Raw genomic sequence first — 24,543 nt, 5'->3', positions numbered from 1 at the left:
TGTGAGCCCCACGCGCCTGATCCTGCTGCGCCACGGTCAGACCCCGTGGAACCACGAGGGCCGGGTGCAGGGCCAGGTCGACGTCGAGCTCGACGACACCGGCCACCTCCAGGCCGCCGCGGCCGCCCCGGCGATCGCCGCGTACCGCCCGGAGGTGTTGTGGTCCTCCGACCTCGCGCGGGCCCGCCAGACCGCGGCGTACGTCGCGAAGGAGACCGGCCTGGAGCCGGTCCACGACCCTCGGCTGCGCGAGTTCTTCCTCGGTGAGCGCCAGGGGCTCACCCACGACGAGTACGCCGCGCGGGCGCCCGAGGAGTTCGTGCGCTTCCGCGCGGGTGACCTCTCGGTCGCGCTCGGTGGGGAGTCCACCACCGCGGTCGCGGCGCGCCTGGAGGAGGCGCTGCGCGAGCTGCTCGACGAGATCGGCCCGGGCGGCACCGGCGTCGCGGTCGCCCACGGCGCCGCGATCCGGGTCGCGACCCTCCACCTGCTCGGCCTGCCCGACTCCGCGCACGCGGCGTTCCGCGCGGTCGGCAACTGCCACTGGGTGGTCCTCGAGAACCACACCGGCACCATCCGCCTCGCGGGTTACAACCTCGCCGCGCCCGAGCCGGTCGCGTCCGGAGTCTGACCCCCGATTTCGCATCCGCAGGACCCGTTGGGTAATGTTCTCGTCGTTGGCCGGCCCGCAGGGCGGGAAGGCCGGCGAGATGGGGCTGTGGCGCAGCTGGTAGCGCATCTGCATGGCATGCAGAGGGTCAGGGGTTCGAGTCCCCTCAGCTCCACCGACGTAGCAGGCCAGTGGCCGTGTGGACATCCTGGAAACAGGGTGCCGACACGGCCACTGGTCATTTCGGACGGTGCTTCTCTGCGCAATTGCTGGGAGAACCACCGGTCGGGCGCGGGAACAGGTGCTTTTCGGCGCAATTGCGCCGAAAAGCACCTGAAGCCAGTTCCCAGCGCCGCCTCGCCTTCCCGCTCGGGGAGCGACCCTCAGTCCCGAGGCCCGCGGCGCATGCCCTCGACGATGCACCACTGCGCCGCGGCGTACGTCGAGAGCACGCCGGCATCCAGCAGGGTGCCGCGGTCGCCGGCGAGGAACTTGCGGACGCCGATGAGGGTGTCGGACACCAGGAACAGTGCGGCGCCGGTGAGCAGCTGCTCCCGGCCGCGGTCCCGGTCCACCGCGGCCGCGGAGGCGACCATGGCGGAGAGCGTCGTCGCGTACACCGCGACCGGTGCGGCGAGGCTGCGGTCCGTGCGGGCCGCTGCCAGCGCCATCGCGGCCGACATCGTGGTGCCGGCGGCCAGGAACCGCCGGCGTCCCGGTGAGGCGAGCACGGGGGTCGAGGAGCGCCGGCGGAAGGCCGCGATGTAGGCGACGTGGGCGATGAGGAAGGAGCTCAGCCCGGCGAGGAAGCGACCGCGGGAGCGCTCGTTGAGCGCGAGGTCGCCGCCCCAGGAGAAGGCCTGCGCGACCAGCACCGCCGAGGAGCCGGGACCGCGAGGGGCGCGGAGGAGACGCGCGGCCAGGGTCGGCATCAGCAGCCCCTTGGCGACCTTGCGCGGCGAGGACGCGGTTCGCGTCGGAGGAGTCTGGGACGTGGTCATCTGGCACCTCGGGCTGGCGGGGCGCGGACCGGGCGGTCGCGCCCGGGGGGTGTACCCGGGGCACCCACCGCTCACGCCCGTTCACGGCACCCGCGATCAGGAGACCGCGCGGAAGGGGTCGTGCTCGGCCAGGATCTTGTCCACCCGCGCCTGGTCCAGGCGCGAGACGACGTAGCGGCTCTCCTGGGAGTCACGCACGCACTTGGCGAGGGTGAAGGAGGAGGAGACCAGGAACAGCGTGGTCATCGCGAGGAAGGCGCGGACCCACGGGTCGACCGGCAGGTACAGCACGGCGAGCACGACGCCCAGCAGCGAGACGCCGAAGGAGATGGCGGCCTGGGCGAAGAAGGCGGTGGTGTTGGTCTGGGGCGTCTTGTTGTCCATGCCCTGAAGCCTCGCCGCTCGGCGGGGGTGCTCGCATGAGTCGGTGTACTCAGATCGCGCCACCCGGTGCTGAGATCCAGGTCACCTCGCGGTCTCCGCTCGGCTAGGTTGCGGCCACGCGATCAACCGGAGGAGCGGCATGACCCGTTTCAACCTGTCCACCGTGTTCCGCACCGTCGCCGAGACCGTGCCGGACAGCGAGGTCCTCGTCTGGCGCGAGCGGCGCCTCACCTATCGCGACCTCGACGCCCGCATCGACGGTGTCGCGCACTACCTGGCCGAGCAGGGCCTGGGCTGCCACACCGAGCGCGAGGCGCTCGCCGGGCACGAGTCCGGCCAGGACCACCTCGGCGTCTACCTGCGCAACGGCAACGAATACCTCGAGGCCACCCTGGGTGCCTTCCGCGCTCGGGTGGCGGCGTTCAACGTCAACTACCGCTACGTCGAGGAGGAGCTGGTCTACCTCCTGACCGACGCGCAGGCGACCGCGCTGGTCTATCACGCCGAGTTCGCCCCGGTCGTCGCGGCGGTGCGCGAGCGGCTGCCCGCGCTGCGGGTGCTCATCCAGGTCGCCGACGACTCGGGCACCCCGCTGCTGCCCGGGGCGGTGGACTATGAGTCGGTGGTGGCGACCCCGGCGCCCGCGGGTGGGATGCCGACCCCGTCCGGGGAGGACCTGCTGCTGCTCTACACCGGCGGCACCACCGGCATGCCGAAGGGCGTGATGTGGCGCCAGCACGACATCTTCGTCTCCTCCATGGGCGGTACGCCGTTCGGCACCACCGAGCCGTTCGCGTCCTACGACGCGTTGGCCGCGCACACCCTCGCCTCGGGCGGCGGGCTGTCGCTGCTGATGGTCCCGCCGTTCATGCACGGCGCCGCGCTGTGGTCGACGTTCCACTCGATCACCGCCGGCGGCAAGATCGTCGTGCTCGACGACGTACGCAGCTTCGACCCGGCCAACGCCCTCGAGCTCGCCGCCCGCGAGCGGGTGGCCTCGATCCCGGTCGTCGGCGACGCGATCGCGCGTCCCCTGGTGGAGCAGATGGAGCGCGAGACCTACGACCTCTCCGGGCTCTTCGTGCTCGGCAACGGCGGCGCCCCGCTCACCCCGACCGTGCGCGAGCGGCTCTTCGCGGTGGCGCCGCACGTGATGGTGCTCGACACCGCGGGCGCCTCCGAGAGCGGCATCCAGATGAGCGCGACGGCGGCCAAGGACAACGAGGCGGAGGCGATGGTGTTCACCCCGCAGTCCGACTCCGGGGTCGTCGACGACCTGCTCTCCCGCCGACTCGAGCCGGGCGAGGGCGAGGGCTGGCTGGCGCGCAGCGGCTACGTGCCGCTGGGCTACCTGGGCGACGCCGAGAAGAGCGCGCGCACCTTCCCCCTCATCGGCGGGGTGCGCTGGTCGGTGCCGGGTGATCGGGCCAAGGTGCTCGAGGACGGCCGCATCCAGCTGCTCGGGCGCGAGAGCGTCACGATCAACTCCGGGGGCGAGAAGGTCTTCGCCGAGGAGGTCGAGCGGGCGATGACCGCCCACCCGGCCGTGCGCGACGTCGTGGTCGCGGGGCGTCCCTCCCAGCGGTGGGGGAGCGAGGTCGTGGCGATCGTGGAGCTGCACGAGGGCGTGGAGGTCGACGACGCGGACCTGCTCGCCGAGGCCGAGCGCCACGTCGCGCGCTACAAGCTGCCCAAGGCGATCGTGCGCGTCGAGCGGGTGCAGCGCTCGCCCTCGGGCAAGGCCGACTACCGCTGGGCCAAGGTGCAGGCGCAGAGCTCGGTCGAGCGGGTGTGAAGGGTAGCCTCACCTTTCTGGAATGACTCCAAAAAAGGTGCTTAGATGGCGTGATCCAGCAGTCGTCCTAGGAAGGACCTTCGTCGTGTCCGACGTTCTCCACGCCAGCGCCCCCACCCACGTCGCCCGCCCGGCGTTCACCGCCTCCGAGCAGCTCGCCGCCCACCTGCAGCAGATGCTCGTCGACCTCACCGACCTGCACCTGCAGGGCAAGCAGGCGCACTGGAACGTCGTCGGGCTCAACTTCCGCGACCTGCACCTGGCCCTCGACGAGGTCGTCGACGCTGCCCGGGAGTTCTCCGACACCGTCGCGGAGCGCATGCGCGCCATCTACGTCACCCCGGACGCCCGCGCGGCCACGGTCGCCGAGCAGACGAGCCTCCAGCCGTTCCCGGCGACCGAGGTCAACACCGCGGAGACCGTCGACCTGATCGGTGCCGCGCTGTACGCCGTGGCCGGCACCGCGCGACGCATCCACGACGAGGTCGACGCTGAGGACCCCACCACCGCCGACATCCTGCACACCGTGCTGGAGCGCCTCGAGCAGCTCGCCTGGATGATCGACGCCGAGAACCGGGTCGCCAACAAGAGCCAGCCGCGCCAGCTGCACCGCTGACCCGGCGTCAGGCGCCGAACCGCATCGCGAACTCCTCGGCCTGGACCGACACCACCATCCGGCCCGCTCGCAGCCAGGCGAGCGGGCCGGCGGCGTCGAAGGACCACTCCGCGCGCGCCAGCCGCAGCCGGCCGCCCGCGCGGATCGGGCTGGCCAGGGTGCGGGCGTCGCGCGTCTGGACGATGCGCGCCCGCAGCGGGAACGGCAGCCGGACCGCCGGCCCGCGGCGCGCGAGCAGGTGGCCGGTCGCGACCGGCCCATCCCCGACCGGCCCGGTCTCGGCGTGCGCGCTGCCGGTGGCGGCGCCGCCCGGGTCGGGGTCGAATGCCGCGAGCTGCTTCGGCACGCCCCACAGGGCACGACCGCCGGCCATCGAGGCCTCGCTGTCCACCCAGATGTCGGTGATCGACAGCGCCACCCCGCGCCCGTGCCGCACCAGTACGCCGGCGAGCAGCTCGCGGTAGGCCATCGCCCCGCGCTCGTCGTAGCGCACCAGCATGGTGGTCGCGAGCGCCTGACCGCGCAGCGTCAGCGCCCGCGCCCCCGCGGGGAGGGTCGGCACCGCGTCGACCGGCACCCGCCACAGGCTGATCAGCCCGGTGCCGGTGAGGTCCCAGGGCTCCGGGGGATAGGCGGTGCTCACGACACGTCCTCCAGCTCGTCCCAGTCCACTCGCGCCAGGCGGGCGCGGTACTCCGCCACCAGGCCCGGCCAGTTGGTGGTGATCCGCTCGCCGTCGACGTACCAGCTCTCGCAGCCGGCGAACGCCGAGCGCGCCAGGCGGCCCTGCATCTCCCGGTCGTAGGCGTCGTACGCCGGCTCCTTGACCTCCACCAGGCGGGCGCGGCCGGTGAGGATGCCGCGCGCGACCTGCGCGACGTAGCCCGCCTGCGCCTCGAGCATGTTGATGATCGAGCTGCCGCCGAGGTTGGTGTTGGGCCCGTAGATGCAGAACAGGTTGGGGAAGCCCGGCACGGTGAGCCCGAGGTGGGCGCGCGCGCCGCCGTCCCACGCCTCGCGCAGGTCGAGCCCGCCGCGTCCGGTGACCTTGATCCCGCCGAGGAAGTCGGTGGCGCGGAAGCCGGTGCCCCAGATGACCACGTCCGCCTCGTGCAGGGTGCCGTCGCCCGCGCGCACGCCGTTCTCCTCCAGGGACACGACGGCCTCGGTGACCACGTCGACGTGCGGGCGGGCCAGCGCGCGGTACCAGTCGTTGGAGAACAGCAGCCGCTTGCAGCCCAGCGCGTAGTCCGGCACGAGCTTGGCGCGCAGCGCGGCGTCCGGGACCTGGCGGCGCAGGTGGGCGCGCCACCCGAGCCGCAGCGCGCCGAGCAGGGGGCGGCTGATCGCCGAGTCGCCGCCGAGCGCGGCGTTGAACCGCTCGGTGAGCCAGAACCACGCACGGCGCTCCGCGCGCATCAGCCACGGCGCGCGGCGCAGCAGCCGGTGGTGGCGCGGCTGGTAGGCCTGGTCCGGCTTCGGCACGACGTACGGCGCGGAGCGCTGGAAGACGGTCATCGAGCCGACCCGGTCCACGATGCCGGGCACGAACTGGATCGCGCTCGCGCCGGTGCCGATCACCGCGACCCGCAAGCCGCCGAGGTCCACGTCGTGGTCCCACTGCGCGGAGTGGAAGACCGGGCCCTCGAAGTGGCCGGGCACCCGCGGGAACGCCGGCTGGGAGAGCTGGCCGGTCGCGGCGATGAGGATCTCCGCCTCCAGCGTCTCGCTCGCGCCGTCGCGGGTGGTGGTCTCCACCCGCCAGGTGCCGCTGCTCTCCTCGAACGCCGCCCCGACCACCTCGACGCCGGTGCGCACCAGGTCGAGCAGCCCCTCCTCGCCCGCCACCCGCCGGATGTAGGAGTGGATCTCGGGCTGGGTCGGGTAGCGCCGGCCCCAGTCGGGGTTGAGCGCCCAGGACCAGGAGTAGAGGACCGAGGGCACGTCGCAGGCCGCGCCGGGGTAGTGGTTGTCGCGCCACACGCCGCCCACGTCGTCCGCGCGCTCGAGCACGACGACATCGCTGAGTCCGGCGCGGCGCAGGGCGCGGGCGGCGGCGAGGCCGCCGAAGCCGGCGCCGATGATCACTGCACGAGGTGCCATGTCCGGAAACCTAGGCGCGCCGGTGTGGCGGGGGGAGGCGGCGGGCGCGAGTTGATCCATAATTCCGGACATGTCCGACGCGCCCGCTCCGCTGCTCGGCGACCCGGCCACCCGCGACTGGGAGTTTCCCCGCGCGATCGCCGGCGTCGCCCTGCTGGTGCGGTACGCCGGGGCGCACGGCGTCTCCGCGCGCAGCGTGCTGGCCGGCAGCGGGCTCGGCGTCGGCGACCTCGGCGTCGTCGACCACGAGGTCACCGCGGCCCAGGAGCTCACCGTGGTGCGCAACCTGCAGCGCCACTGCGGCACCGGCGCCGGCGCGGCCGTGGGGGCGACGTACCGCGCCGAGACGTTCGGCATCTTCGGCTACGCGCTGCTGGCCAGCCGCACGGTGCTCGACGCGATGGACGTGGCGCTGCGCTTCATCGACCTCAGCTTCACCTTCGCGCTGCCCCGCGCGACGCTGGAGGGCGACCGGGTGGTGGTGCACGTCGACGGTGCGGCGCTGCCCGACGACGTGCGCGCGTTCCTCGTCGCCCGCGACGCCGCCGCGATCGGCGCGGTGCTCGAGGAGCTGGTACCGGGCGGGGTCGGCGCCACGACGCGGATCGGCGCGCGCGAGGCGCGCCTGGAGTTCCGCGCCGCCGAGCTCGACCGGCCGCTGCCCGCCGGCGACCAGCGCTCGCGGGTGCTGGCCGAGCGACTGTGCGCCGAGACCGTCACCCGGCGGCGCGAGCGCACCGGGCTGGCCCAGGAGGTGCGGGTGCTGATCACCCAGCACCTCGCCGGTGGGGCGCCGATGGGCGAGGTCGCCGCCGCGCTCGGGCGCACCGAGCGCACCCTGCGCCGGCACCTCGCCGAGTGCGAGACCTCCTACCAGGAGCTGCTCGACGAGGTCCGCGCCTCGCTCGCCTGCTCGCTGCTCGGAGGGCGCTCGACGATCTCGGTGGCCGAGGTGGCGCGCCGGGTCGGGTACGCCGAGGCCTCGAGCTTCATCCTCGCCTTCCGGCGCTGGACCGGGCAGACCCCCGCCGCCTACGCCCGCGCCGCGCGCTGAGCGCCCAGGCCGGCGGTTCGCCGTGGTCTCGAGCTCGGCGACGTCTGGCGGTGGCGCGGGGCGTCGCTGCGAGCGTTACCATGGCTGACATGTGCAGGACCCTGCTCCTTAGCTAGCCGCGTCGAGCAAGCACGACCCGACGCGGCCGCCCCTCGTGCCCGAGGGGCTTTTTTGTGCCCGGGGCGTTGCCCCGACTTCCCAGCGAGCAGCAGGCGATCCCACCGGCCGACGAGAGAACGAGATGAGCGAGCAGACCTCCACTCACACGCACAGCGCGGGCCCGACCTCCGAGCAGGAGCCCGTGACCTACGACGTCGCCGCGGTCCAGGACAAGTGGCGCCCGGTGTGGGCCGAGCTCGACCAGTTCCGCGCCGGGTCGGCGGCCGAGGGCGCGGAGAAGCGCTACGCGCTGACGATGTTCCCCTACCCCTCCGGCGACCTGCACATGGGCCACGCCGAGGTGATGGCGCTGCACGACGTCGTCGCGCGCTACTGGTGGCAGCAGGGCTACGACGTGCTGAACCCGATCGGCTGGGACTCCTTCGGCCTGCCCGCCGAGAACGCCGCGATCAAGAACGACGAGCACCCGGCGGTCTACACCTACGCCAACATCGAGACCCAGGCGGAGTCCTTCCGCCGCTACGCGATCTCCTTCGACTGGTCGCACCGGCTGCACACCTCCGACCCGGAGTACTACCGCTGGACCCAGTGGCTGTTCCTGAAGTTCCGCGAGCGTGGCCTGGCCTACCGCAAGAACAGCCCGGTCAACTGGTGCCCCAACGACCAGACCGTGCTGGCCAACGAGCAGGTCGTGCAGGGCATGTGCGAGCGCTGCGGCGCCGAGGTGACCAAGCGCGAGCTGAACCAGTGGTACTTCAAGGTCACCGACTACGCCCAGCGGCTGCTCGATGACATGGAGCAGCTCAAGGGCACCTGGCCGGACCGGGTGCTGGCGATGCAGCGCAACTGGATCGGCCGCTCCGAGGGTGCGCACGTCGACTTCGACATCGAGCTCGCCGACGGCTCGACGCGCACCGTCACGGTGTTCACCACCCGCCCCGACACGCTGTACGGCGCCACGTTCATGGTGGTCGCGGCCGACGCCGCGCTGGCCGCCGAGATCGTCGCGCCCGAGCGGGCCGACGCGCTGGCGGCGTACCTCGCGGAGGTCCGCAAGGCCACCGACATCGACCGGCTCGCCACCGACCGCCCCAAGACCGGCCTGGACCTGGGCGTGACCGCGATTAACCCGGTCAACGGCGAGCGGATCCCGGTGTGGGCCTCCGACTACGTGCTGGCCGACTACGGCACCGGCGCGATCATGGCGGTGCCCGCGCACGACCAGCGCGACCTGGACTTCGCCAAGACCTTCGACCTGCCGGTACGCCGCGTGGTCGACGTCGAGGGCGCCGAGGGCAACCCCGAGGAGACCTACGTCGCCACCGTCGGCGACGGCACCTACGTCAACTCGGGTCCGCTGGACGGGCTGAGCGACAAGGCCGCCGGGATCAGCCGGATCATCGAGCAGCTCGAGGGCGACGGCCGGGGGACCGGCACCGTCAACTTCCGGCTGCGCGACTGGCTGCTGAGCCGCCAGCGCTTCTGGGGCGCGCCGATCCCGATCGTGCACTGCGCGGCGTGCGGCGAGGTGCCGGTGCCGGAGGACCAGCTGCCGGTGCGGCTGCCCGACAACCTCAAGGGCGCCGACCTCAAGCCCAAGGGCACCTCGCCGCTGGCCGCGGCCGAGGACTGGGTCAACGTCGAGTGCCCCTCGTGCGGCGGTCCCGCCACGCGTGACAGCGACACGATGGACACCTTCGTCGACTCCTCCTGGTACTACCTGCGCTACCTGGACCCGCACTACACCGAGGGCCCCTTCGACCCGGCCAAGGCGCGCGAGTGGATGCCGGTCGCGCAGTACGTCGGCGGCGTCGAGCACGCGATCCTGCACCTGCTCTACAGCCGCTTCTTCACCAAGGTCCTGCACGACATGGGCATGGTCGACTTCGTCGAGCCGTTCAGTGCCCTGCTCAACCAGGGCCAGGTCATCAACGGCGGCAAGGCGATGAGCAAGTCGCTGGGCAACGGCGTCAACCTGGGCGAGATGATCGACACCTACGGCGTCGACGCGGTCCGCCTCACGATGGTGTTCGCTGGCCCGCCGGAGGACGACATCGACTGGGCCGACCTCTCGCCCGGCGGCTCGGTGAAGTTCCTCCAGCGCGCCTGGCGCCTGTCCGGCGACGTCACCTCGCTGGTCGGGACCCCGCCCGAGGGCGGCGACCTGGCGCTGCGCCGCGCGGTGCACAAGACCGTCGCGGACGCGACCCAGCTGATCGAGGGCCACCGGTTCAACGTCATGGTCGCGCGCACGATGGAGCTGGTGAACCTCACCCGCAAGGCCATCGACTCCGGCTGCGGCCCGGCCGACCCGGCGGTGCGTGAGGCGACCGAGGCGGTGGCGATCCTGCTGTCGCTCGTCGCGCCGTACACCGCCGAGGAGATGTGGGAGCGCCTGGGCCACCAGCCCAGCGTCGCCCGCGCGGGCTGGCCGAGCGTCGACCCGGCGCTGCTGGTCGAGGACACCGTCACCGCCGTCGTACAGATCCAGGGCAAGGTCAAGGCCCGCCTCGAGGTCGCCCCGGACATCTCCGAGGCCGACCTGGAGCAGCTGGCCATGGCCGACCCCGGCGTGGTGCGCGCGATCGACGGCCGCGCGGTGCGCAAGGTCATCGTGCGTGCGCCCAAGCTGGTCAACATCGTCGTCTGAGGCCGTGACGGGCACTTCCTCGTCTACCCTCACCGCCATGCCGGTCCGACTTGTCACCGACTCGACCGCGATGCTCGAGCCCGCCCTCGCGGCGGCGCTCGGCATCGCGGTCGTGCCGCTGCAGGTGGTGATCGGGCCGAAGGTGTTCGACGAGGGCACCGAGGACGCGCGCCCCGAGGTGGTCGCGCAGGCGCTGCGGGACTTCACCCCGGTCAGCACCTCCCGGCCCGCGCCGGTCGTCTTCGCCGAGACCTATCGCCGCCTCGCCGCGGAGGGTGCCACCGAGGTGGTCTCGGTGCACCTGTCGGCGGAGATGAGCGGCACCTTCGAGTCCGTGCAGCTGGCCGCGCGCGACGCCGGCATCCGGGTCGTGTGCGTCGACACCCGCCAGGTGGGGCCGGCCGTGGGGTACGCCGTGCGCGCCGCCGCCGCGGCGCTCGAGGCCGGGGGCTCGGCCGACGACGCGGCGGACGCCGCGCGCACGGTCGCGGCCGGGGCCCGCTCGCTGTTCTACGTCGACACCTTGGAGTACCTGCGCCGCGGTGGGCGCATCGGTGCGGCCGCCGCACTCCTGGGCAGCGCGCTGGCGGTGAAGCCGCTGCTGGGCTTCGAGGACGGGCGGGTGGTCCCGCTGGAGCGGGTGCGCACCTCGACCCGGGCGCTGAACCGGCTCGAGGAGCTCGCCGTGGCGGCCGCGGGGGAGCAGGAGGTCGACGTCACCGTCGCCCACCTCGCCAACCCCGACCGGGCCGCGGCGCTCACCGAGCGGCTGACCACCCGGCTCGCCGACGGCCTGGCCGGCCGCGAGGTCGACTGCGGGGAGCTCGGCGCCGTCCTGGGCGCCCACGTCGGCCCCGGCATGATCGCCGTCTGCGTCGCCCCTCGCCCCACCACCTCCTAGCCCCTCGCCGAGTCGGCCCGAATGGTGCGCCGAGTCGGCCCGAATGGTGCGCCGAGTCGGCGCCAATGGTGCGTCGAGTCGGCGCCAATGGTGCGCCGAGTCGGCGCTCATGGCGGCGCTGCTCTCGACTCAACCGTCAGAAGTCTCGACTCGACCCGTCAGCCGGTGCCCCCGGGCCGGTGACCGTCCACAGGCGGGACCGGTGCGGCGGTCCTCCCCAGGCCTCCGGCGCGGTACGACGAGGCGGGGCCGGCGCTCCTAGCGTCGCCCCATGCGCAATCGCCGTACCCATCCCGACCACGAGGCCGCGGTCGCCCGCCGGCTGGCAGTGCTCGGCGCCGAGCTGGCCGGTGCCCGCACGGCGTCCGCCGCGGGCACCCACGACGAGGGCCACATCGATGAGGGCCAGGTCGACGAGGAGTGGTGGCGCGAGCACACCCACATCGGGGTGCCGGCCGAGGAGCGGGCGGCGTGGGGGAGTCTCTCGCCGGGGGATGCGGCCGGGGCACGAGACGAGCCCGGCGGCGGGGCCGCCGGCGTCTTGATGCCTACCGCCGTCCCGGTGCCGGGGCGCCACGCCTCCCGCCGCCGGGGCGCGGGGCTCGCCGCGGTCGTCCCCGATCCGCTCCGCGGCCGCGCCGGCCTGGGGTCCGGCGCGGTCGCGGTCGTCGCGGTGCTCGTCGCCGTCGGCTTGGCGGTGACCTGCTGGTGGGTGGTGCGCTCGGACAGCAGCGAGTCGGTCGGCCGGCTGGCCGCGGCCGGGACCTCCCAGGACCACGGGGTCGGCGTCTCCGCCGGGACCGGTACGCCGGGCACGGCGGTGACCGGTGCCCCACCGCCGGGGGCGGCGACCGCTGGCGGTTCGGCCGGCTCCGTCGGCTCGTCGGGGACGGTGACCGTGGACGTGGCCGGCAAGGTGCGCCGACCGGGCATCGCGGTGCTGCCGACGGGATCCCGGGTGATCGACGCGCTGGAGGCAGTGGGCGGGGCCCGACCCGGGGTCGACCTGATCGACCTCAACCTCGCGCGGTTGCTCGTGGACGGCGAGCAGGTGCTCGTCGGCGTGCACCCGCCGCCGGGGGTGGCGGCCTCGGCTGCCGGCGCTCCGGCGACCGCGGGATCGTCCAGCGGTCCGCTGGTCAATCTCAACCTGGCCGACCAGGTCGAGCTGGAGACGCTGCCGGGGGTGGGTCCGGTGACCGCGGGGGCGATCATCGCGTGGCGCGAGGAGCACGGTGGGTTCAGCGCGGTCGAGGAGCTGCTCGAGGTCGACGGCATCGGCGACGCCACGCTGGCCGACCTGGCACCGCTCGTGACGGTCTGAGCGGGGTGGTCGCCGGGCACCGCGAGCCTGTCCCGGCGCAGGGCCGGGTAGGGGAGCGCCGGGAGGCCGGCTGGGCGGCGCTGCGCGACCTCCCGGACCTGCGCCTGCCCTTGCTGGGCCTCGGCGCCTGGGCCGGCGGGCTGGCGGCCCACCTGCTGGCCCCGGCGGTCCTCGCCCTGGTGTGCACCGCGCTGCTGCTCGGCCTCGGGGTGCTCGCGCTCGGCGTGGTCCGGGGTCGGTGCCCGCCGCGCCTGGTGCGGACCGCCGCCGCCTTGCTCCTGGTCGCGGGTGCGGTGGTGGTGGCGGTGCTGGTGCGCCAGCAGCAGGTCAGCGAGGGGCCGGTCGGTCGTCTCGCCGAGGAGGGCGCGGTGGTGACGGCACACGGGGTGGTGGCCTCCGACCCCCGGCCGGTGCCCGGACGCTTCGGCGACGTCGTCCTGGTGCGGGTCACGGTGCTGGAGGTCGAGGGACGGGGGCGCACGCACCGATTGCGGGCGCCGGTGCTGGTGATCGGCGACGAGCAGTGGCTCGATCTCCGGCTGGGCTCCGGGGTGCGGTTCACCGGACGGCTCTCACCACCCGACCAGCCCGACCTGGCCGGCGTGCTCCGTCCGTCCGGAACACCGGCGACGACGAGCGAACCGGACCTGTGGTGGCGGGCGGCGGCCGCGGTGCGCGCGTCGCTGCGCGGATCGGTCGAGCACCGTCCGGCCGACCAACGGGTGCTCGTGCCGGCGATGGTCAACGGCGACGACGCGGGGCTCGACCCCGGTCTCGCCGACGACTTCCGGGCCACCGGCCTGACCCACCTGCTGGCGGTCTCGGGCACCAACCTGACCCTCGTCGTCGGGTTCCTGCTCGTGCTGGCGCGGTGGTCGGGGGTGCGTGGGCGCTGGCTGCTGGTCGTGGGGGCGGCCGGGATCGTCGGGTTCGTGCTGCTGGCCCGCACCGAGCCCAGCGTGCTGCGCGCGGCGGCGATGGGCAGCGTCGCGCTCGTCGGGATGGGCGCCAACGGGCTGCGCCGGGGCATGCGCGCGCTCGGGGCCGCGGTGGTGGCGCTCCTGCTGGTGCAGCCGTCGCTGGCCGTCACGGCCGGGTTCGCGCTCTCGGTCCTGGCCACCGCAGGCATCCTGGTGCTGGCCCCCGGCTGGCGCGACGCGATGGCGCGCTGGCTGCCGCGCTGGCTCGCCGAGGCGGTGGCGGTCCCGGCCGCCGCGCAGCTGGCCTGTACGCCGGTGGTCGCCGGGATCTCCGGCGAGGTGAGCCTGGTCGCGGTGCTGGCCAACCTCGTGGTCGCCCCGGTCGTCGGCCCGGCGACGGTGCTGGGCCTGGCCGGTGGCCTCGTCGGCCTGCTATGGGCACCCGCCGGCGCCGTGCTCGGCACCCTGGCGTCGTGGTGCGTCGCCTGGATCATCCTGGTGGCGCGTCGCGGTGCGGCGCTCCCGACCGCGGCCGTCGACTGGGAGGCCGGCGCCGTGTCCCTGGCCCTGCTCACCGGGTTGTGCCTGGTCGTGGCCCTCGCCGGTCCGTGGGCGCTGCGCCGCCCCGTCACGGGGATCGCGGTCTGCCTGCTGGCTGTCGCGGCGGTCGTCGTACGCGTGCCCACCCCGGGCTGGCCGGGGGCGGACTGGGTGCTGGCGGCCTGCGACGTCGGCCAGGGCGACGGACTGGTGGTGCGGACCGACGAGCACGCGGGCGTCGTGGTCGACGTCGGCCCGGACCCGGCCGCGATGGACCGGTGCCTCGACGACCTGGAGGTGCGCGAGGTGCCGTTGCTCGTGCTCACCCACTTCCACGCCGACCACGTCGACGGGCTCAGTGGTGTGCTCGAGGGCCGCGAGGTCGGTGCCGTCGAGACGACCGCCCTGCTCGACCCGCCGGAGGCCGTCGACGACGTGGTCGCCGCGGCCACGGCGTCCGGGGTGGCGGTGCACACGGCAGCGCCCGGGGTCCGCACGGTCGGCGACGCACGCGTGGAGGTGCTGAGCCCGCACGACCCCACGCCGTACGACGGCCCGGGCGACGGGACCACCGCCAACGACGCCAGCGTCGTCCTGCTCGTCGAGGTCGCAGGGGTGAGCGCGCTGCTCACCGGCGACCTCGAACCGCCGGGGCAGGCGGCGTTGGCGCGGCAGGTCGCCGGGCTGCGCGTGGACGTGCTCAAGCTGCCCCATCACGGCAGCCGGCACCAGGATCCCGACTTCCTCACCTCGCTCGGAGCGCGGGTGGTGCTGGTCTCGGTGGGGGAGGACAACGACTACGGCCACCCGGCCCCAGACGCGCTGGCACCCCTCGAGGCCGCGGGTGCCCGGGTGTTGCGCACCGACCTCGGCGGCGACCTGCTGGTCCTGGCCCGCGACGACGAGCTCGCCGTGCGCACCCGCGACTGAGCACCCGCCCGATGGCTGCGCCGCCATTGGCGCCGACTCGGGCAACCATTGGCGCCGACTCGGGCAACCATTGGCGCCGACTCGGGGACGTCGGCGGGCTGTGGGAGGCTTGGTCCACCATGGCGAGAGGTCCTCAGGCAGCAGACGTCCTTGGCCGGGTCACGCTCGTGACCGGCAAGGAGGAGTTCTTCGGTGACCGCACGGTCCGCTCGGTCCGGCAGGCGGTGCGCGAGCACGATCCCGAGGCCGAGATGGCCGAGTCGCCGGCCGCCGACCTGACGCTGGCCACCCTCGGCGAGCTCGCGGCGCCCTCGCTGTTCTCCTCGATCCGCTGCGTCGTGGTCCACTCCCTGGAGAACCTCCCCGAGGAGTCGGTGGCCGGCCTGCTGGCCTACGCCGCGGCCCCCGCGGAGGACGTCGCGCTGGTGCTGGTCCACGGCGGCGGCCCGAAGGGCTCCGGCGTGCTCACCAAGCTGCGCAAGCTGCCGACGGTCACCGAGGTGAAGTCCGCGGAGCTGAAGGCCTCGGAGTACCCCGGCTTCGTGGTCGCCGAGGTCCGCAGCTTCGGCGCCACCATCGACGGCGAGGCGGCCGCCGCGCTCGTCCAGGCCGTGGGCCAGGACCTGCGCTCGCTCTCCGCCGCCGCCCACCAGCTGACCTCGGACTTCGCCGGCGAGCCGCTCGACGCCGAGAAGATCGGGCGCTACTTCGGCGGCCGGGCCGAGGCGAAGTCCTTCGCCGTCGCCGACGCCGCGTTCGGCGGACGCCGTCAGCTCGCGCTCGAGGAGCTGCGCTGGGCGCTCGACGGCGGTACGGCGCCGGTGCTGGTCACCTCCGCGTTCGCCGGCAGCGCGCGGGGTCTGGCCAAGCTCAAGGGCGCGCGACGCGGCCTGCGCGACGCCGACCTGGCGCGCGAGGTCGGCGTGCCCCCGTGGAAGCTGCGCACCCTGCGCGAGCAGGCCCGCGCCTGGAGCGACCACGCGATCGCCGAGGCGATCCGGGCCGTGGCCCGTGCCGACGCCGACATCAAGGGCGCGGCCAGCGACGCCTCCTACACCCTGGAGCGGCTGATCCTCACCGTCACCGGGCTGCGCGAGGGGCGCTGAGCCGACCGGCTCAGCCCCGTTCGGTCCGCGCGGGACCACCAACGCAAGAAGGCGCCGCCCCGAGGGGACGACGCCTGGTTGCGAGGAGGCCTCAGAGAGCGGCGGCCTTCTTGGCGATCGCGGACTTGCGGTTCGCGGCCTGGTTCTGGTGGATGACGCCCTTGGAGACGGCCTTGTCGAGCTTGCGCGAGGCCTCGCGGCCAGCCGTGACCGCGGCGTCCTTGTCGCCGGCCTCGGCGAGCTCGCGGAACTTGCGGACCGCAGACTTCAGGCCGGTCTTGACCGCCTTGTTGCGCTCGTGGCGCTTCTCGTTCTGCTTGTTCCGCTTGATCTGGGACTTGATGTTCGCCACTACTGCGCCTTCGTCGTAGGTGTGGGTGGAGCCGAGCGTTGGTGCTGAACGGCCGTCGTGCTGTGTTCGTGGTGCGGTCGGCGCAGGGCAGCAGCCAGACACGCGACAAGCGAGATTAACAGTGGGTCCGGCGCGTGCCCAAATCAGGCAGGTCAGCAGGGTCAGGGAGTGGGCACGTCGATCTGGTCGCAGTGCGAGCAGGTGCGGCGGATCGGCGCCTGGGAGTTGGTGCGCGGCACCCGCCAGCCGTGGCCGCGCAGCCGGCAGGTGAGGGGCAGTACGCCGGCGGGCGCGGGCGCACCGCCGCCGATCAGGCCGAGGCGGCTGGCGACGACGGCGAGGGTGCCCAGGGCCCCCACGGCGATGAGGGAGCGGGTGATCGGCTTGCGCACGGCGAGTTCCTCCTGAGATCGGGCCGCCGGACGACGGCTCCGCAACATATATCCTCTACGACCAGATCGAAACGCGTGGGCGACGACCTCGGCGCGCTCAGTGCCAGCCGCGGCGCTCGCCCAGCCACTGCCAGACCACCTCGCCCTGCCAGCGCTGCGCGGCGCGCAGGTGTGGCGAGGTGTGCGGTGCGGGGAGGCCCGACTGGGCCAGGAAGTAGCCGGCCACCAGGGCCAGCAGTACGTCGACCTGCTCGGCTGGGACCTCGCGGGTCAGGGGCCGCGCCGCGAGCACCGCCTCGACGTCGAGGCCGTCCCCGCGCGGTCCGATCAGGGTCAGGACGGTGTCCAGCCAAGGGGCGCCGAGGACCGGCCAGTTCCAGTCGCACAGCAGCGCGCGGCCCTCGGGGGTGATCAGCACGTTGTCGTCACGGATGTCGGTGTGCACCACCGCGCTGCCCGCGCAGACCTCGGCGTACCGCGCGGCGAGACAGGCAGCCTCCTCGAGGTGGTCGGGGAAGCCGGGCACGTCGGCGGGCTCGGCGCGCAGCGTCGCCCAGTGCTCGAGGAACGGCGCGAACTCCACCTCGAACGTGCCCAGGCCCAGCCCGGCGGGCGCGGGGTCGAGTGCCCGCGCGCACTGCTCGAGCGCGTCGAGGGTCGCCGCCAGGTCCGCGGCGCTCCAGGGTCGGTACGGCGCCCGCGCGGGCACGTGCTCGATGCCCAGCACCACCCAGTCGTCGGCGTCGTGGACCCACCGCAGGCGCGGGGCCGGGGTGTCGGGGGGCAGGGCGGCGAGCTTGCGTGCCTCCTCCCGGTAAGACAGTGCGAAGACCCGCTGGGCCTTGACCGAGGCGGCCTTGACGAAGTGTCGGCTCCCGTCGGCGCAGGTCAGCACCGAGGCGAAGCCGGGCGTGAACCCCGCGCGCTGGGACTCGGCGGCGACGACGGGGGACCCGCACCGGCGCGCCACCTCCGCGCGCAGCATCGGGGGGAGGTACTCCCACTCCAGGCGCCGGGCGGTGCGGCCGTGGGGGATCGTCGTCGGGATCACCGCCACATCCTCCGTCACGCGCGCCGGTCCGGTGACGATCAGGCCCGGACCGGCCGGCTCAGGCGGCGCGCGCCGGCACGGCGCTGTCCGGCGCCACGGGGTCCGGTCGCCAGCCTGGCGGCCCGAAGACGTAGCCGAGCTTGTCGCGCAGGCGCGGGGCGGCGCGCACGTCGCGCGCGATCGCGGCGTACTCGTGGGTCTGCAGGCGCAGCACGTGGTAGGTCCCGACCGGCGTGGTCAGCCCGTAGGTCGGGCGGTGCAGCTCGGGCTGGAAGGAGCCGAAGAGCCGGTCCCAGAGGATCAGGATCCCGCCGTAGTTGCGGTCGAGGTACTCCGGGTCGCTGCCGTGGTGCACCCGGTGGTGCGAGGGCGTGTTGAACACCAGCTCGATCGGGCGCCACAGGGTGCGCACCCGCTCGGTGTGGACGAAGAACTGGTAGACGAGGCTGACCGAGAAGCCGAAGAAGACCAGGGCCGGCGGCACCCCCAGCAGCGGCAGCGGCGCCCAGATCACCAGCTCGTGGGAGTTGTTCCACTTCTGGCGCAGCGCGGTCGCGAAGTTGAAGTGCTCGCTGGAGTGGTGCGCCTGGTGGGTGGCCCAGACCAGCCGCACCCGGTGCGCCACCCGGTGGGCCCAGTAGAAGAAGAAGTCGACGCCCACGATGGCCAGCGCCCAGGTCCACCAGGCGTCGACCGGCAGCTGCCAGGGCGCGACGTAGGCGAAGAGGGCGGCGTAGACCACCAGGCCGGCGGACTTCCACAGCGTCATCGTGACCACCGAGACCGCGCCCATGGTGAGGCTGGCGACGGTGTCGCGCCGCTCGTAGCCGGCGAACCCGTCGGGGCGCTCGTCCTCCAGGACGTACGCCGCGAGCGCCTCGACGGCGACGAAGAGCACGAAGAACGGCACCGCGAGGGCGACGGGGTCGCGCAGGGGCTCGGGCAGGGAGTGCCACAGATCCGTCACGGCTCGGATACTGCCCCAGTCCTCGAGTGGGGTCCACCACCTTTGGCATGGGATGATGGTCGGGTCCGTCCCGACCCACGTACGTCGAGAAGAGCTCGTGCCTCACACCCCCGCGCCGAAGCCCGGCCACACCGATCCCGCGATCATCCGCAACTTCTGCATCATCGCGCACATCGACCACGGCAAGTCCACGCTGGCCGACCGGATGCTGCAGCTCACCGGCGTGGTCGACGAGCGGGCCGCCCGCGCCCAGTACCTCGACCGCATGGACATCGAGCGCGAGCGCGGCATCACGATCAAGAGCCAGGCCGTGCGGATGCCGTGGACCGTGCCGGACGGCAACGAGCAGGGAGCCGAGCCGGGCACCTACGTGCTCAACATGATCGACACCCCCGGGCACGTCGACTTCACCTACGAGGTGTCGCGGTCCCTGGAGGCCTGCGAGGCCGCGGTCCTGCTCGTCGACGCCGCCCAGGGCATCGAGGCGCAGACGCTGGCCAACCTCTACCTGGCGATGAACGCCGACCTGCACATCATCCCGGTGCTGAACAAGATCGACCTGCCCAGCGCCAATCCCGACAAGTACGCCGCGGAGCTCGCCGGCCTCGTCGGCTGCGAGCCCGAGGACGTGCTGCGGGTGAGCGCCAAGAGCGGCATCGGCGTCGAGGAGCTGCTCAACGAGATCGTCAAGCAGACCCCCGCGCCCGTCGGCGACGCCGACGCGCCGGCCCGCGCGCTGATCTTCGACTCCGTCTATGACACCTACCGCGGCGTGATCACCTACGTCCGGGTCTTCGACGGCAAGCTCAACCACCGCGACAAGATCAAGATGATGTCGACCGGTGCGACCCACGAGATGCTCGAGGTCGGCGTGATCAGCCCCGAGCAGGTCAAGGGCAGCGAGATCGGCGTGGGCGAGGTGGGCTACCTGATCACCGGCGTGAAGGACGTGCGCCAGTCGCGGGTCGGTGACACCGTCACCACCATGCACGGCCCGGCAACCGAGTCGCTCGGCGGCTACCAGCACCCCAACCCGATGGTCTACTCCGGGCTCTACCCGATCGACGGCGACCAGTACCCCGACATGCGCGAGGCGCTGGAGAAGCTCCAGCTCAACGACGCGGCGCTCACCTTCGAGCCCGAGACCTCCGGCGCGCTCGGCTTCGGCTTCCGCTGCGGCTTCCTCGGCCTGCTGCACATGGAGATCACCCGCGACCGCCTCGAGCGCGAGTTCGGCCTCGACCTGATCTCCACCGCGCCCAACGTGGTCTACGAGGTGCTCATGGAGGACGGCAGCGAGGTCACCGTCACCAACCCCAGCGAGTACCCCGAGGGCAAGATCGCCGAGGTGCGCGAGCCGGTCGTCAAGGCGACGGTGCTGAGCCCCTCGGACTACATCGGCACGATCATGGAGCTGTGCCAGACCAAGCGCGGCACGCTGCAGGGCATGGACTACCTGTCCGAGGACCGCGTCGAGATGCGATACATCCTGCCGATGGGCGAGATCGTCTTCGACTTCTTCGACCAGCTGAAGTCGCGCACCAAGGGCTACGCCTCCCTCGACTACGAGCGCACCGGCGAGCAGGCGGCCGACCTGGTCAAGGTCGACATCCTGCTCCAGGGCGAGCCGGTCGACGCGTTCTCCGCGATCGTGCACCGCGACGCGGCGTACGGCTACGGCGTGATGATGGCCGGCAAGCTCAAGGACCTGATCCCGCGCCAGCAGTTCGAGGTCCCGATCCAGGCCGCGATCGGCGCCCGCGTGATCGCCCGCGAGAACATCCGCGCGATCCGCAAGGACGTCCTCGCCAAGTGCTACGGCGGTGACATCACCCGCAAGCGCAAGCTGCTGGAGAAGCAGAAGGAGGGCAAGAAGCGGATGAAGATGGTCGGCCGCGTCGAGGTCCCCCAGGAAGCCTTCGCCGCCGCGCTCTCCAACACGCCCGCGGCGGACAAGAAGAAGTAACGCTGTGGTGAGCCCGAGGTGAGCCTGCCCGCGGGACTGCTGGCGTACGCCGCCCGCGGTCCCGCGTGGGCGCAGTGGCTCGACGCCCTGCCCGCCCTGCTGCGCGAGCTGCAGGGGGAGTGGCAGCTCACCACGGACGGCGAGCCGGCCTACGGCCACACCGCGCTCGTGGTGCCGGTCCGCACCGCCGGCGGGCGCCCGGCCGCGCTCAAGGTCGGCTTCCCGCACGAGGAGGCCGAGCAGGAGCACCTGGCGCTGCAGCACTGGCACGGCCGCGGTGCCGTGGAGCTGCTGCGCGCCGACCCGCACCGCGCTGCGCTGCTGCTGGAGCGCCTGCACCCCGAGGACCTCTCCGAGCGCTGGGACCTGGAGAGCTGCGAGATCATCGCCGGCCTCTACGGCCGCCTGCACGTCCCGGCCCCCGGCAGCATCCGCCGCCTCGCGCCGTACGTCGCGCGCTGGGCCGACGAGCTCGCCGCGCTGCCGCGCGATGCCCCGCTGCCGCGGCGCCTGGTGGAGCAGGCCGTGAGCAGCGCCCGCGACCTCGTCTCGGCCGAGGTCCCCGGCGGCGACCGGCTGCTGCACACCGACCTGCACGACGCCAACGTGCTGGCCGGCGACCGCGAGGAGTGGCTCGCGATCGACCCCAAGCCGCGCGCCGGGGACCCCCACTACGAGCCCGCGCCACTGCTGTGGAACCGCTGGGAGGAGCTCCGCTCCGGTCCCGGTGGCGTGCGCGACGGGCTGCGCCGGCGCTTCCACACCATCGTCGACACCGCCGGCCTCGAGGAGCACCGGGCCCGCGACTGGGTGGTCGTGCGGATGATGGTCAACGCGCTGTGGCGCCTCCAGGACCCGCCCGGCACCGGTCGCACCACCACCTCCGATGACTGGCTGACCCGCTGTGTCACGGTGGCGAAGGCGGTGCAGGACTGACCCGGATGCCCGAGGATGGTGGCGTGGAGAACGCGCGCGTGATGTCGGTGAACCTCGGGCGGCCCGAGGGCGGTGAGTGGACCGGGCGGGTCGGGCGGACCGCGATCCGCAAGCGCGGCACCGACCAGCCGGTCCGGGTGCTGCGCAGCGGCCTCGCCGGGGACAGCGTCTGCGACACCAAGTACCACGGCAGCCCGGACAACGCGGTCTACGCCTTCGCCCGCGAGGACCTCGATCGCTGGGGCCGCGAGCTCGGCAGCCCGCTGCCCGACGGGCAGTTCGGCGAGAACCTCACCACCCACGGCATCGACGTCAACGCCGCGCTGATCGGGGAGCGGTGGCGGGTCGGGACCGCGCTGCTCGAGGTCGCCAAGGTGCGCACCCCCTGCAAGGTCTTCGCGGGCTTCATGGCCCAGACCGGCCACGACGCGACCGGCTGGATCAAGCGGTTCGCCCGAGACGGGCGCCCGGGGCCCTACCTGCGGGTGCTGGAGGAGGGGGTGGTCCAGTCCGGGGACCCCATCGTCGTCGAGCACCGGCCCGAGCACGACGTGAGCGTCGCGATGCTCTTCCGCGCCCTCACCACCGAGCGCGAGCTGACCGCGCAGGTGCTGGGCGCGCCGGCGCTCGCGGAGTCGGTGCGCGCGATCCTCGTGGCGCGGGCACCCCGCTCCTGAGCCGGCTTCTCTAGCAGGGCGGGGACGTGGACGTGTCCGGATCTATCGATCGGTTTGGTGATTCGGGTTACCCGCGGGTTAGGAGGTGACGTAGGTTACAGGCACCCATCGCCGCGCGGGAGGGCCAACGGCGGGTGTCGTTTCCCTCCCTGTCCACTGCCAGGAGTGACATGCCCGCGAACCACGATCCGACCTTCGTCGACCACCTCGCGCCGAACATCGCCGTCCAGTTCCTCGACCGGGTCGCGAAGTCGCCCGACGCGGAGGCGTTCCGCTACCCGCTTCCCGACGACACCTGGGAGTCGGTGACCTGGCGCCGCACCGGCGAGCAGGTCCGCGAGCTCGCCGCCGGCCTGCTGGCGCTCGGGCTGGAGCCCGAGCAGCGCGTCGGGATCGCCGCGGGCACCCGCTACGAGTGGATCCTGGCGGACCTCGCGGTGATGTGCGCCGGGGGTGCGACCACGACCGTCTACCCGAGCACCAACGCCGACGACGTCGCCTACATCCTCAGCGACTCCGAGAGCCGGATCGTCTTCGCCGAGGACGCCGAGCAGCTCGCCAAGCTCCAGGCACACCGTGCCGACATCCCCACGGTCGACAAGGTCGTGCTCTTCGACGGGGAGGGCGACGGCGACTGGGTGCTCTCCCTCGCCGACCTGGCCGACCTCGGGCGCGCACACCTCGCCGAGCACCCGACCGCCGTCGAGGACGTCGCCAAGTCGATCGCTCCCGACCAGCTCGCGATGCTGATGTACACCTCCGGCACCACTGGCCGCTCCAAGGGCGTGCGCCTGCTGCACCGCTCCTGGGTCTACCAGGGAGCGGCCATCGAGGCCCAGGACATCCTGCACGAGAGTGACCTGCAGTTCCTGTGGCTGCCGATGGCGCACGCGTTCGGCAAGGTGCTGCTCGCCGCCCAGCTGGCCTGCGGCTACGCCACCGCCATCGACGGGCGCATCGACCGCATCGTCGACAACCTCGCGGTGGTGAAGCCGACGTTCATGGGCGCTGCCCCGCGCATCTTCGAGAAGGCCCACGGCAAGATCGTCACCATGCAGGCCGCCGAGGGCGGGCTGAAGGAGAAGATCTTCCTCAAGGCGTTCGCCGTCGGCAACCAGGTCGACAGGCTCAAGCGCGAGGGCAAGTCGGTGCCGTTCGCCCTCGGCATGCAGCACAAGGTCTTCGACAAGCTGGTCTTCAGCAAGGTCCGCGAGCGCTTCGGTGGCCGGGTCCGGTTCTTCATCTCCGGCTCCGCGGCCCTCAACCCCGAGATCGCGGAGTGGTTCCACGCCGCCGGCATCCTCATCCTCGAGGGCTACGGCATGACCGAGAACGCCGCCGGCGCCGCGGTCAACCACCCGGCCGACTACAAGATCGGCACCGTCGGGCCGGCGCTGCCGGGCTCGCACATCCGCATCGGCGACAACGACGAGGTCCAGCTGCGCGGCCCGCACGTGATGGCGGGCTACCACAACCTGCCCGAGGAGACCGCGAAGGCGTTCACCGAGGACGGCTGGCTGCGCACCGGCGACAAGGGCAGCCTCGACGAGGACGGCTTCTTGACCATCACCGGTCGGATCAAGGACCTGTTCAAGACCTCGGGCGGCAAGTACATCGCGCCGTCCGCGATCGAGTCGAAGTTCAAGGCGCTGTGCCCCTACGTCAGCCAGTTCATGGTCTTCGGCGACGAGCGCAACTTCGTGGTCGCGCTGGTCACCCTCGACCCCGACGCGATGACGGCCTGGGCGCAGGAGAACGACATGGCCGGCGCCTCCTACACCGACATCGTCCGCTCCGACGCGGTCCACACGATGATCGGCGGGTACGTCGAGGAGCTCAACGGTCGGCTCAACCGCTGGGAGACGATCAAGAAGTGGGAGATCCTCGACCACGACCTCAGCATCGAGTCCGGTGAGCTCACCCCGTCGCTGAAGGTCAAGCGCAACGTGGTCGCGCAGAACAACGCCGATCGGATCGCCTCCTTCTACGGCTGATCCGCCCCCTGACCGGCACGCTCCTCCGGTTTCTGCCGCTCCACCCCACGGCCCGCCCGGTCCTCCGGGCGGGCCGTGGTGGGTGTCGGCGCCGTGTGGCACTCTGGAAGATGACGGGCCGCCCGGGTTGAGAAGAGCTGATCGCCAGGGCTTG

General features: G+C 73.0%; 21 protein-coding genes and 1 tRNA gene. 14 read left to right on the top strand and 8 right to left on the bottom strand.

Annotation, left to right across the window (positions count from 1 at the left end; translation table 11 throughout):
• Nucleotide 1: 1 nt before the first annotated feature.
• Together GFH29_RS14030 and GFH29_RS14025 are read left to right on the top strand one after the other, a co-directional pair.
• On the top strand, nt 2–631 hold the full coding sequence (locus GFH29_RS14030) for a histidine phosphatase family protein (protein WP_153324444.1): 630 nt from the start codon (nt 2–4) through the stop codon (nt 629–631).
• An 81-nt stretch (nt 632–712) separates the two neighbouring features.
• A tRNA-Ala gene (locus tag GFH29_RS14025) sits at nt 713–785 on the top strand.
• 208 nt (nt 786–993) lie between these two features.
• Here the strand turns inward: GFH29_RS14025 and GFH29_RS14020 are convergent.
• Complete coding sequence (locus tag GFH29_RS14020) at nt 994–1,611, bottom strand: lysoplasmalogenase (RefSeq protein WP_153324443.1); 618 nt, start codon at nt 1,609–1,611, stop codon at nt 994–996.
• A 96-nt stretch (nt 1,612–1,707) separates the two neighbouring features.
• On the bottom strand, nt 1,708–1,995 hold the full coding sequence (locus tag GFH29_RS14015) for a YiaA/YiaB family inner membrane protein (RefSeq protein WP_153324442.1): 288 nt from the start codon (nt 1,993–1,995) through the stop codon (nt 1,708–1,710).
• 139 nt (nt 1,996–2,134) lie between these two features.
• Here GFH29_RS14015 and GFH29_RS14010 point away from each other — a divergent pair, with 139 nt between their 5' ends.
• Together GFH29_RS14010 and GFH29_RS14005 are read left to right on the top strand one after the other, a co-directional pair.
• A complete protein-coding gene (locus tag GFH29_RS14010; protein ID WP_153324441.1) occupies nt 2,135–3,790 on the top strand; it encodes an acyl-CoA synthetase in 1,656 nt (551 codons plus the stop codon).
• A gap of 85 nt (nt 3,791–3,875) precedes the next feature.
• On the top strand, nt 3,876–4,406 hold the full coding sequence (locus GFH29_RS14005) for a Dps family protein (RefSeq protein ID WP_228387496.1): 531 nt from the start codon (nt 3,876–3,878) through the stop codon (nt 4,404–4,406).
• A 7-nt stretch (nt 4,407–4,413) separates the two neighbouring features.
• Here GFH29_RS14005 and GFH29_RS20480 read toward each other — a convergent pair whose 3' ends face one another.
• Both GFH29_RS20480 and GFH29_RS13995 read right to left on the bottom strand, forming a co-directional pair.
• Nucleotides 4,414–5,049: an acetoacetate decarboxylase family protein gene (locus tag GFH29_RS20480; RefSeq protein ID WP_194288951.1), complete on the bottom strand. Its 636-nt coding sequence runs from the start codon at nt 5,047–5,049 to the stop codon at nt 4,414–4,416.
• Complete coding sequence (locus GFH29_RS13995) at nt 5,046–6,509, bottom strand: flavin-containing monooxygenase (RefSeq protein ID WP_153324438.1); 1,464 nt, start codon at nt 6,507–6,509, stop codon at nt 5,046–5,048. The genes GFH29_RS20480 and GFH29_RS13995 overlap by 4 nt, the downstream gene beginning before the upstream one ends.
• Before the next feature lie 70 nt (nt 6,510–6,579).
• Between GFH29_RS13995 and GFH29_RS13990 the strand changes: the two genes are divergently transcribed.
• From GFH29_RS13990 to holA, 6 genes are all read left to right on the top strand, one after another.
• The gene (locus tag GFH29_RS13990) at nt 6,580–7,563 is read left to right on the top strand and encodes a helix-turn-helix domain-containing protein (RefSeq protein WP_153324437.1); all 984 of its coding nucleotides are present in this window, start codon (nt 6,580–6,582) and stop codon (nt 7,561–7,563) included.
• 241 nt (nt 7,564–7,804) lie between these two features.
• Nucleotides 7,805–10,333: a leucine--tRNA ligase gene (leuS, locus tag GFH29_RS13985; protein WP_153324436.1), complete on the top strand. Its 2,529-nt coding sequence runs from the start codon at nt 7,805–7,807 to the stop codon at nt 10,331–10,333.
• A 37-nt stretch (nt 10,334–10,370) separates the two neighbouring features.
• Complete coding sequence (locus GFH29_RS13980) at nt 10,371–11,234, top strand: DegV family protein (protein ID WP_153324435.1); 864 nt, start codon at nt 10,371–10,373, stop codon at nt 11,232–11,234.
• Between the two features lie 271 nt (nt 11,235–11,505).
• On the top strand, nt 11,506–12,558 hold the full coding sequence (locus GFH29_RS13975; protein WP_194288950.1) for a helix-hairpin-helix domain-containing protein: 1,053 nt from the start codon (nt 11,506–11,508) through the stop codon (nt 12,556–12,558).
• 5 nt (nt 12,559–12,563) lie between these two features.
• Nucleotides 12,564–14,948 carry a ComEC/Rec2 family competence protein gene (locus tag GFH29_RS13970; protein WP_228387495.1) on the top strand — a complete coding sequence of 795 codons (2,385 nt, stop codon included), beginning with the start codon at nt 12,564–12,566 and terminating at the stop codon, nt 14,946–14,948.
• Between the two features lie 119 nt (nt 14,949–15,067).
• Nucleotides 15,068–16,054 (top strand): DNA polymerase III subunit delta, encoded by a 987-nt coding sequence (holA, locus tag GFH29_RS13965; protein WP_153324434.1) that lies wholly within the window; start codon nt 15,068–15,070, stop codon nt 16,052–16,054.
• Nucleotides 16,055–16,145: 91 nt separating this feature from the next.
• Here holA and rpsT read toward each other — a convergent pair whose 3' ends face one another.
• From rpsT to GFH29_RS13945, 4 genes are all read right to left on the bottom strand, one after another.
• Entirely contained in the window at nt 16,146–16,406 is a 261-nt protein-coding gene (gene rpsT / locus GFH29_RS13960) for a 30S ribosomal protein S20 (RefSeq protein ID WP_153324433.1), read from the bottom strand.
• Nucleotides 16,407–16,567: 161 nt separating this feature from the next.
• On the bottom strand, nt 16,568–16,798 hold the full coding sequence (locus GFH29_RS13955) for a hypothetical protein (RefSeq protein ID WP_153324432.1): 231 nt from the start codon (nt 16,796–16,798) through the stop codon (nt 16,568–16,570).
• Between the two features lie 97 nt (nt 16,799–16,895).
• Nucleotides 16,896–17,849, bottom strand: a complete 954-nt coding sequence (locus GFH29_RS13950) for a phosphotransferase family protein (protein ID WP_228387494.1) — start codon at nt 17,847–17,849, stop codon at nt 16,896–16,898.
• A gap of 58 nt (nt 17,850–17,907) precedes the next feature.
• Nucleotides 17,908–18,816, bottom strand: coding sequence for a sterol desaturase family protein (locus GFH29_RS13945; protein WP_228387493.1), 909 nt, complete (start codon nt 18,814–18,816; stop codon nt 17,908–17,910).
• Nucleotides 18,817–18,871: 55 nt separating this feature from the next.
• Between GFH29_RS13945 and lepA the strand changes: the two genes are divergently transcribed.
• The 4 genes from lepA (at nt 18,872) to GFH29_RS13925 (ending at nt 24,389) form a co-directional block, all read left to right on the top strand.
• Nucleotides 18,872–20,782 (top strand): translation elongation factor 4, encoded by a 1,911-nt coding sequence (gene lepA, locus GFH29_RS13940; RefSeq protein WP_153324431.1) that lies wholly within the window; start codon nt 18,872–18,874, stop codon nt 20,780–20,782.
• A gap of 18 nt (nt 20,783–20,800) precedes the next feature.
• Nucleotides 20,801–21,718, top strand: a complete 918-nt coding sequence (locus GFH29_RS13935; RefSeq protein WP_153324430.1) for an aminoglycoside phosphotransferase family protein — start codon at nt 20,801–20,803, stop codon at nt 21,716–21,718.
• A 23-nt stretch (nt 21,719–21,741) separates the two neighbouring features.
• Nucleotides 21,742–22,395, top strand: coding sequence for an MOSC domain-containing protein (locus tag GFH29_RS13930; RefSeq protein ID WP_228387491.1), 654 nt, complete (start codon nt 21,742–21,744; stop codon nt 22,393–22,395).
• Between the two features lie 170 nt (nt 22,396–22,565).
• The gene (locus GFH29_RS13925; protein WP_153324428.1) at nt 22,566–24,389 is read left to right on the top strand and encodes an AMP-dependent synthetase/ligase; all 1,824 of its coding nucleotides are present in this window, start codon (nt 22,566–22,568) and stop codon (nt 24,387–24,389) included.
• Nucleotides 24,390–24,543 lie beyond the last annotated feature (154 nt).

The sequence above is a fragment of the Nocardioides sp. dk884 genome (genome assembly GCF_009557055.1).
GTDB lineage: Bacteria > Actinomycetota > Actinomycetes > Propionibacteriales > Nocardioidaceae > Nocardioides.
This window is presented reverse-complemented; position numbering and strand designations above follow the sequence as displayed.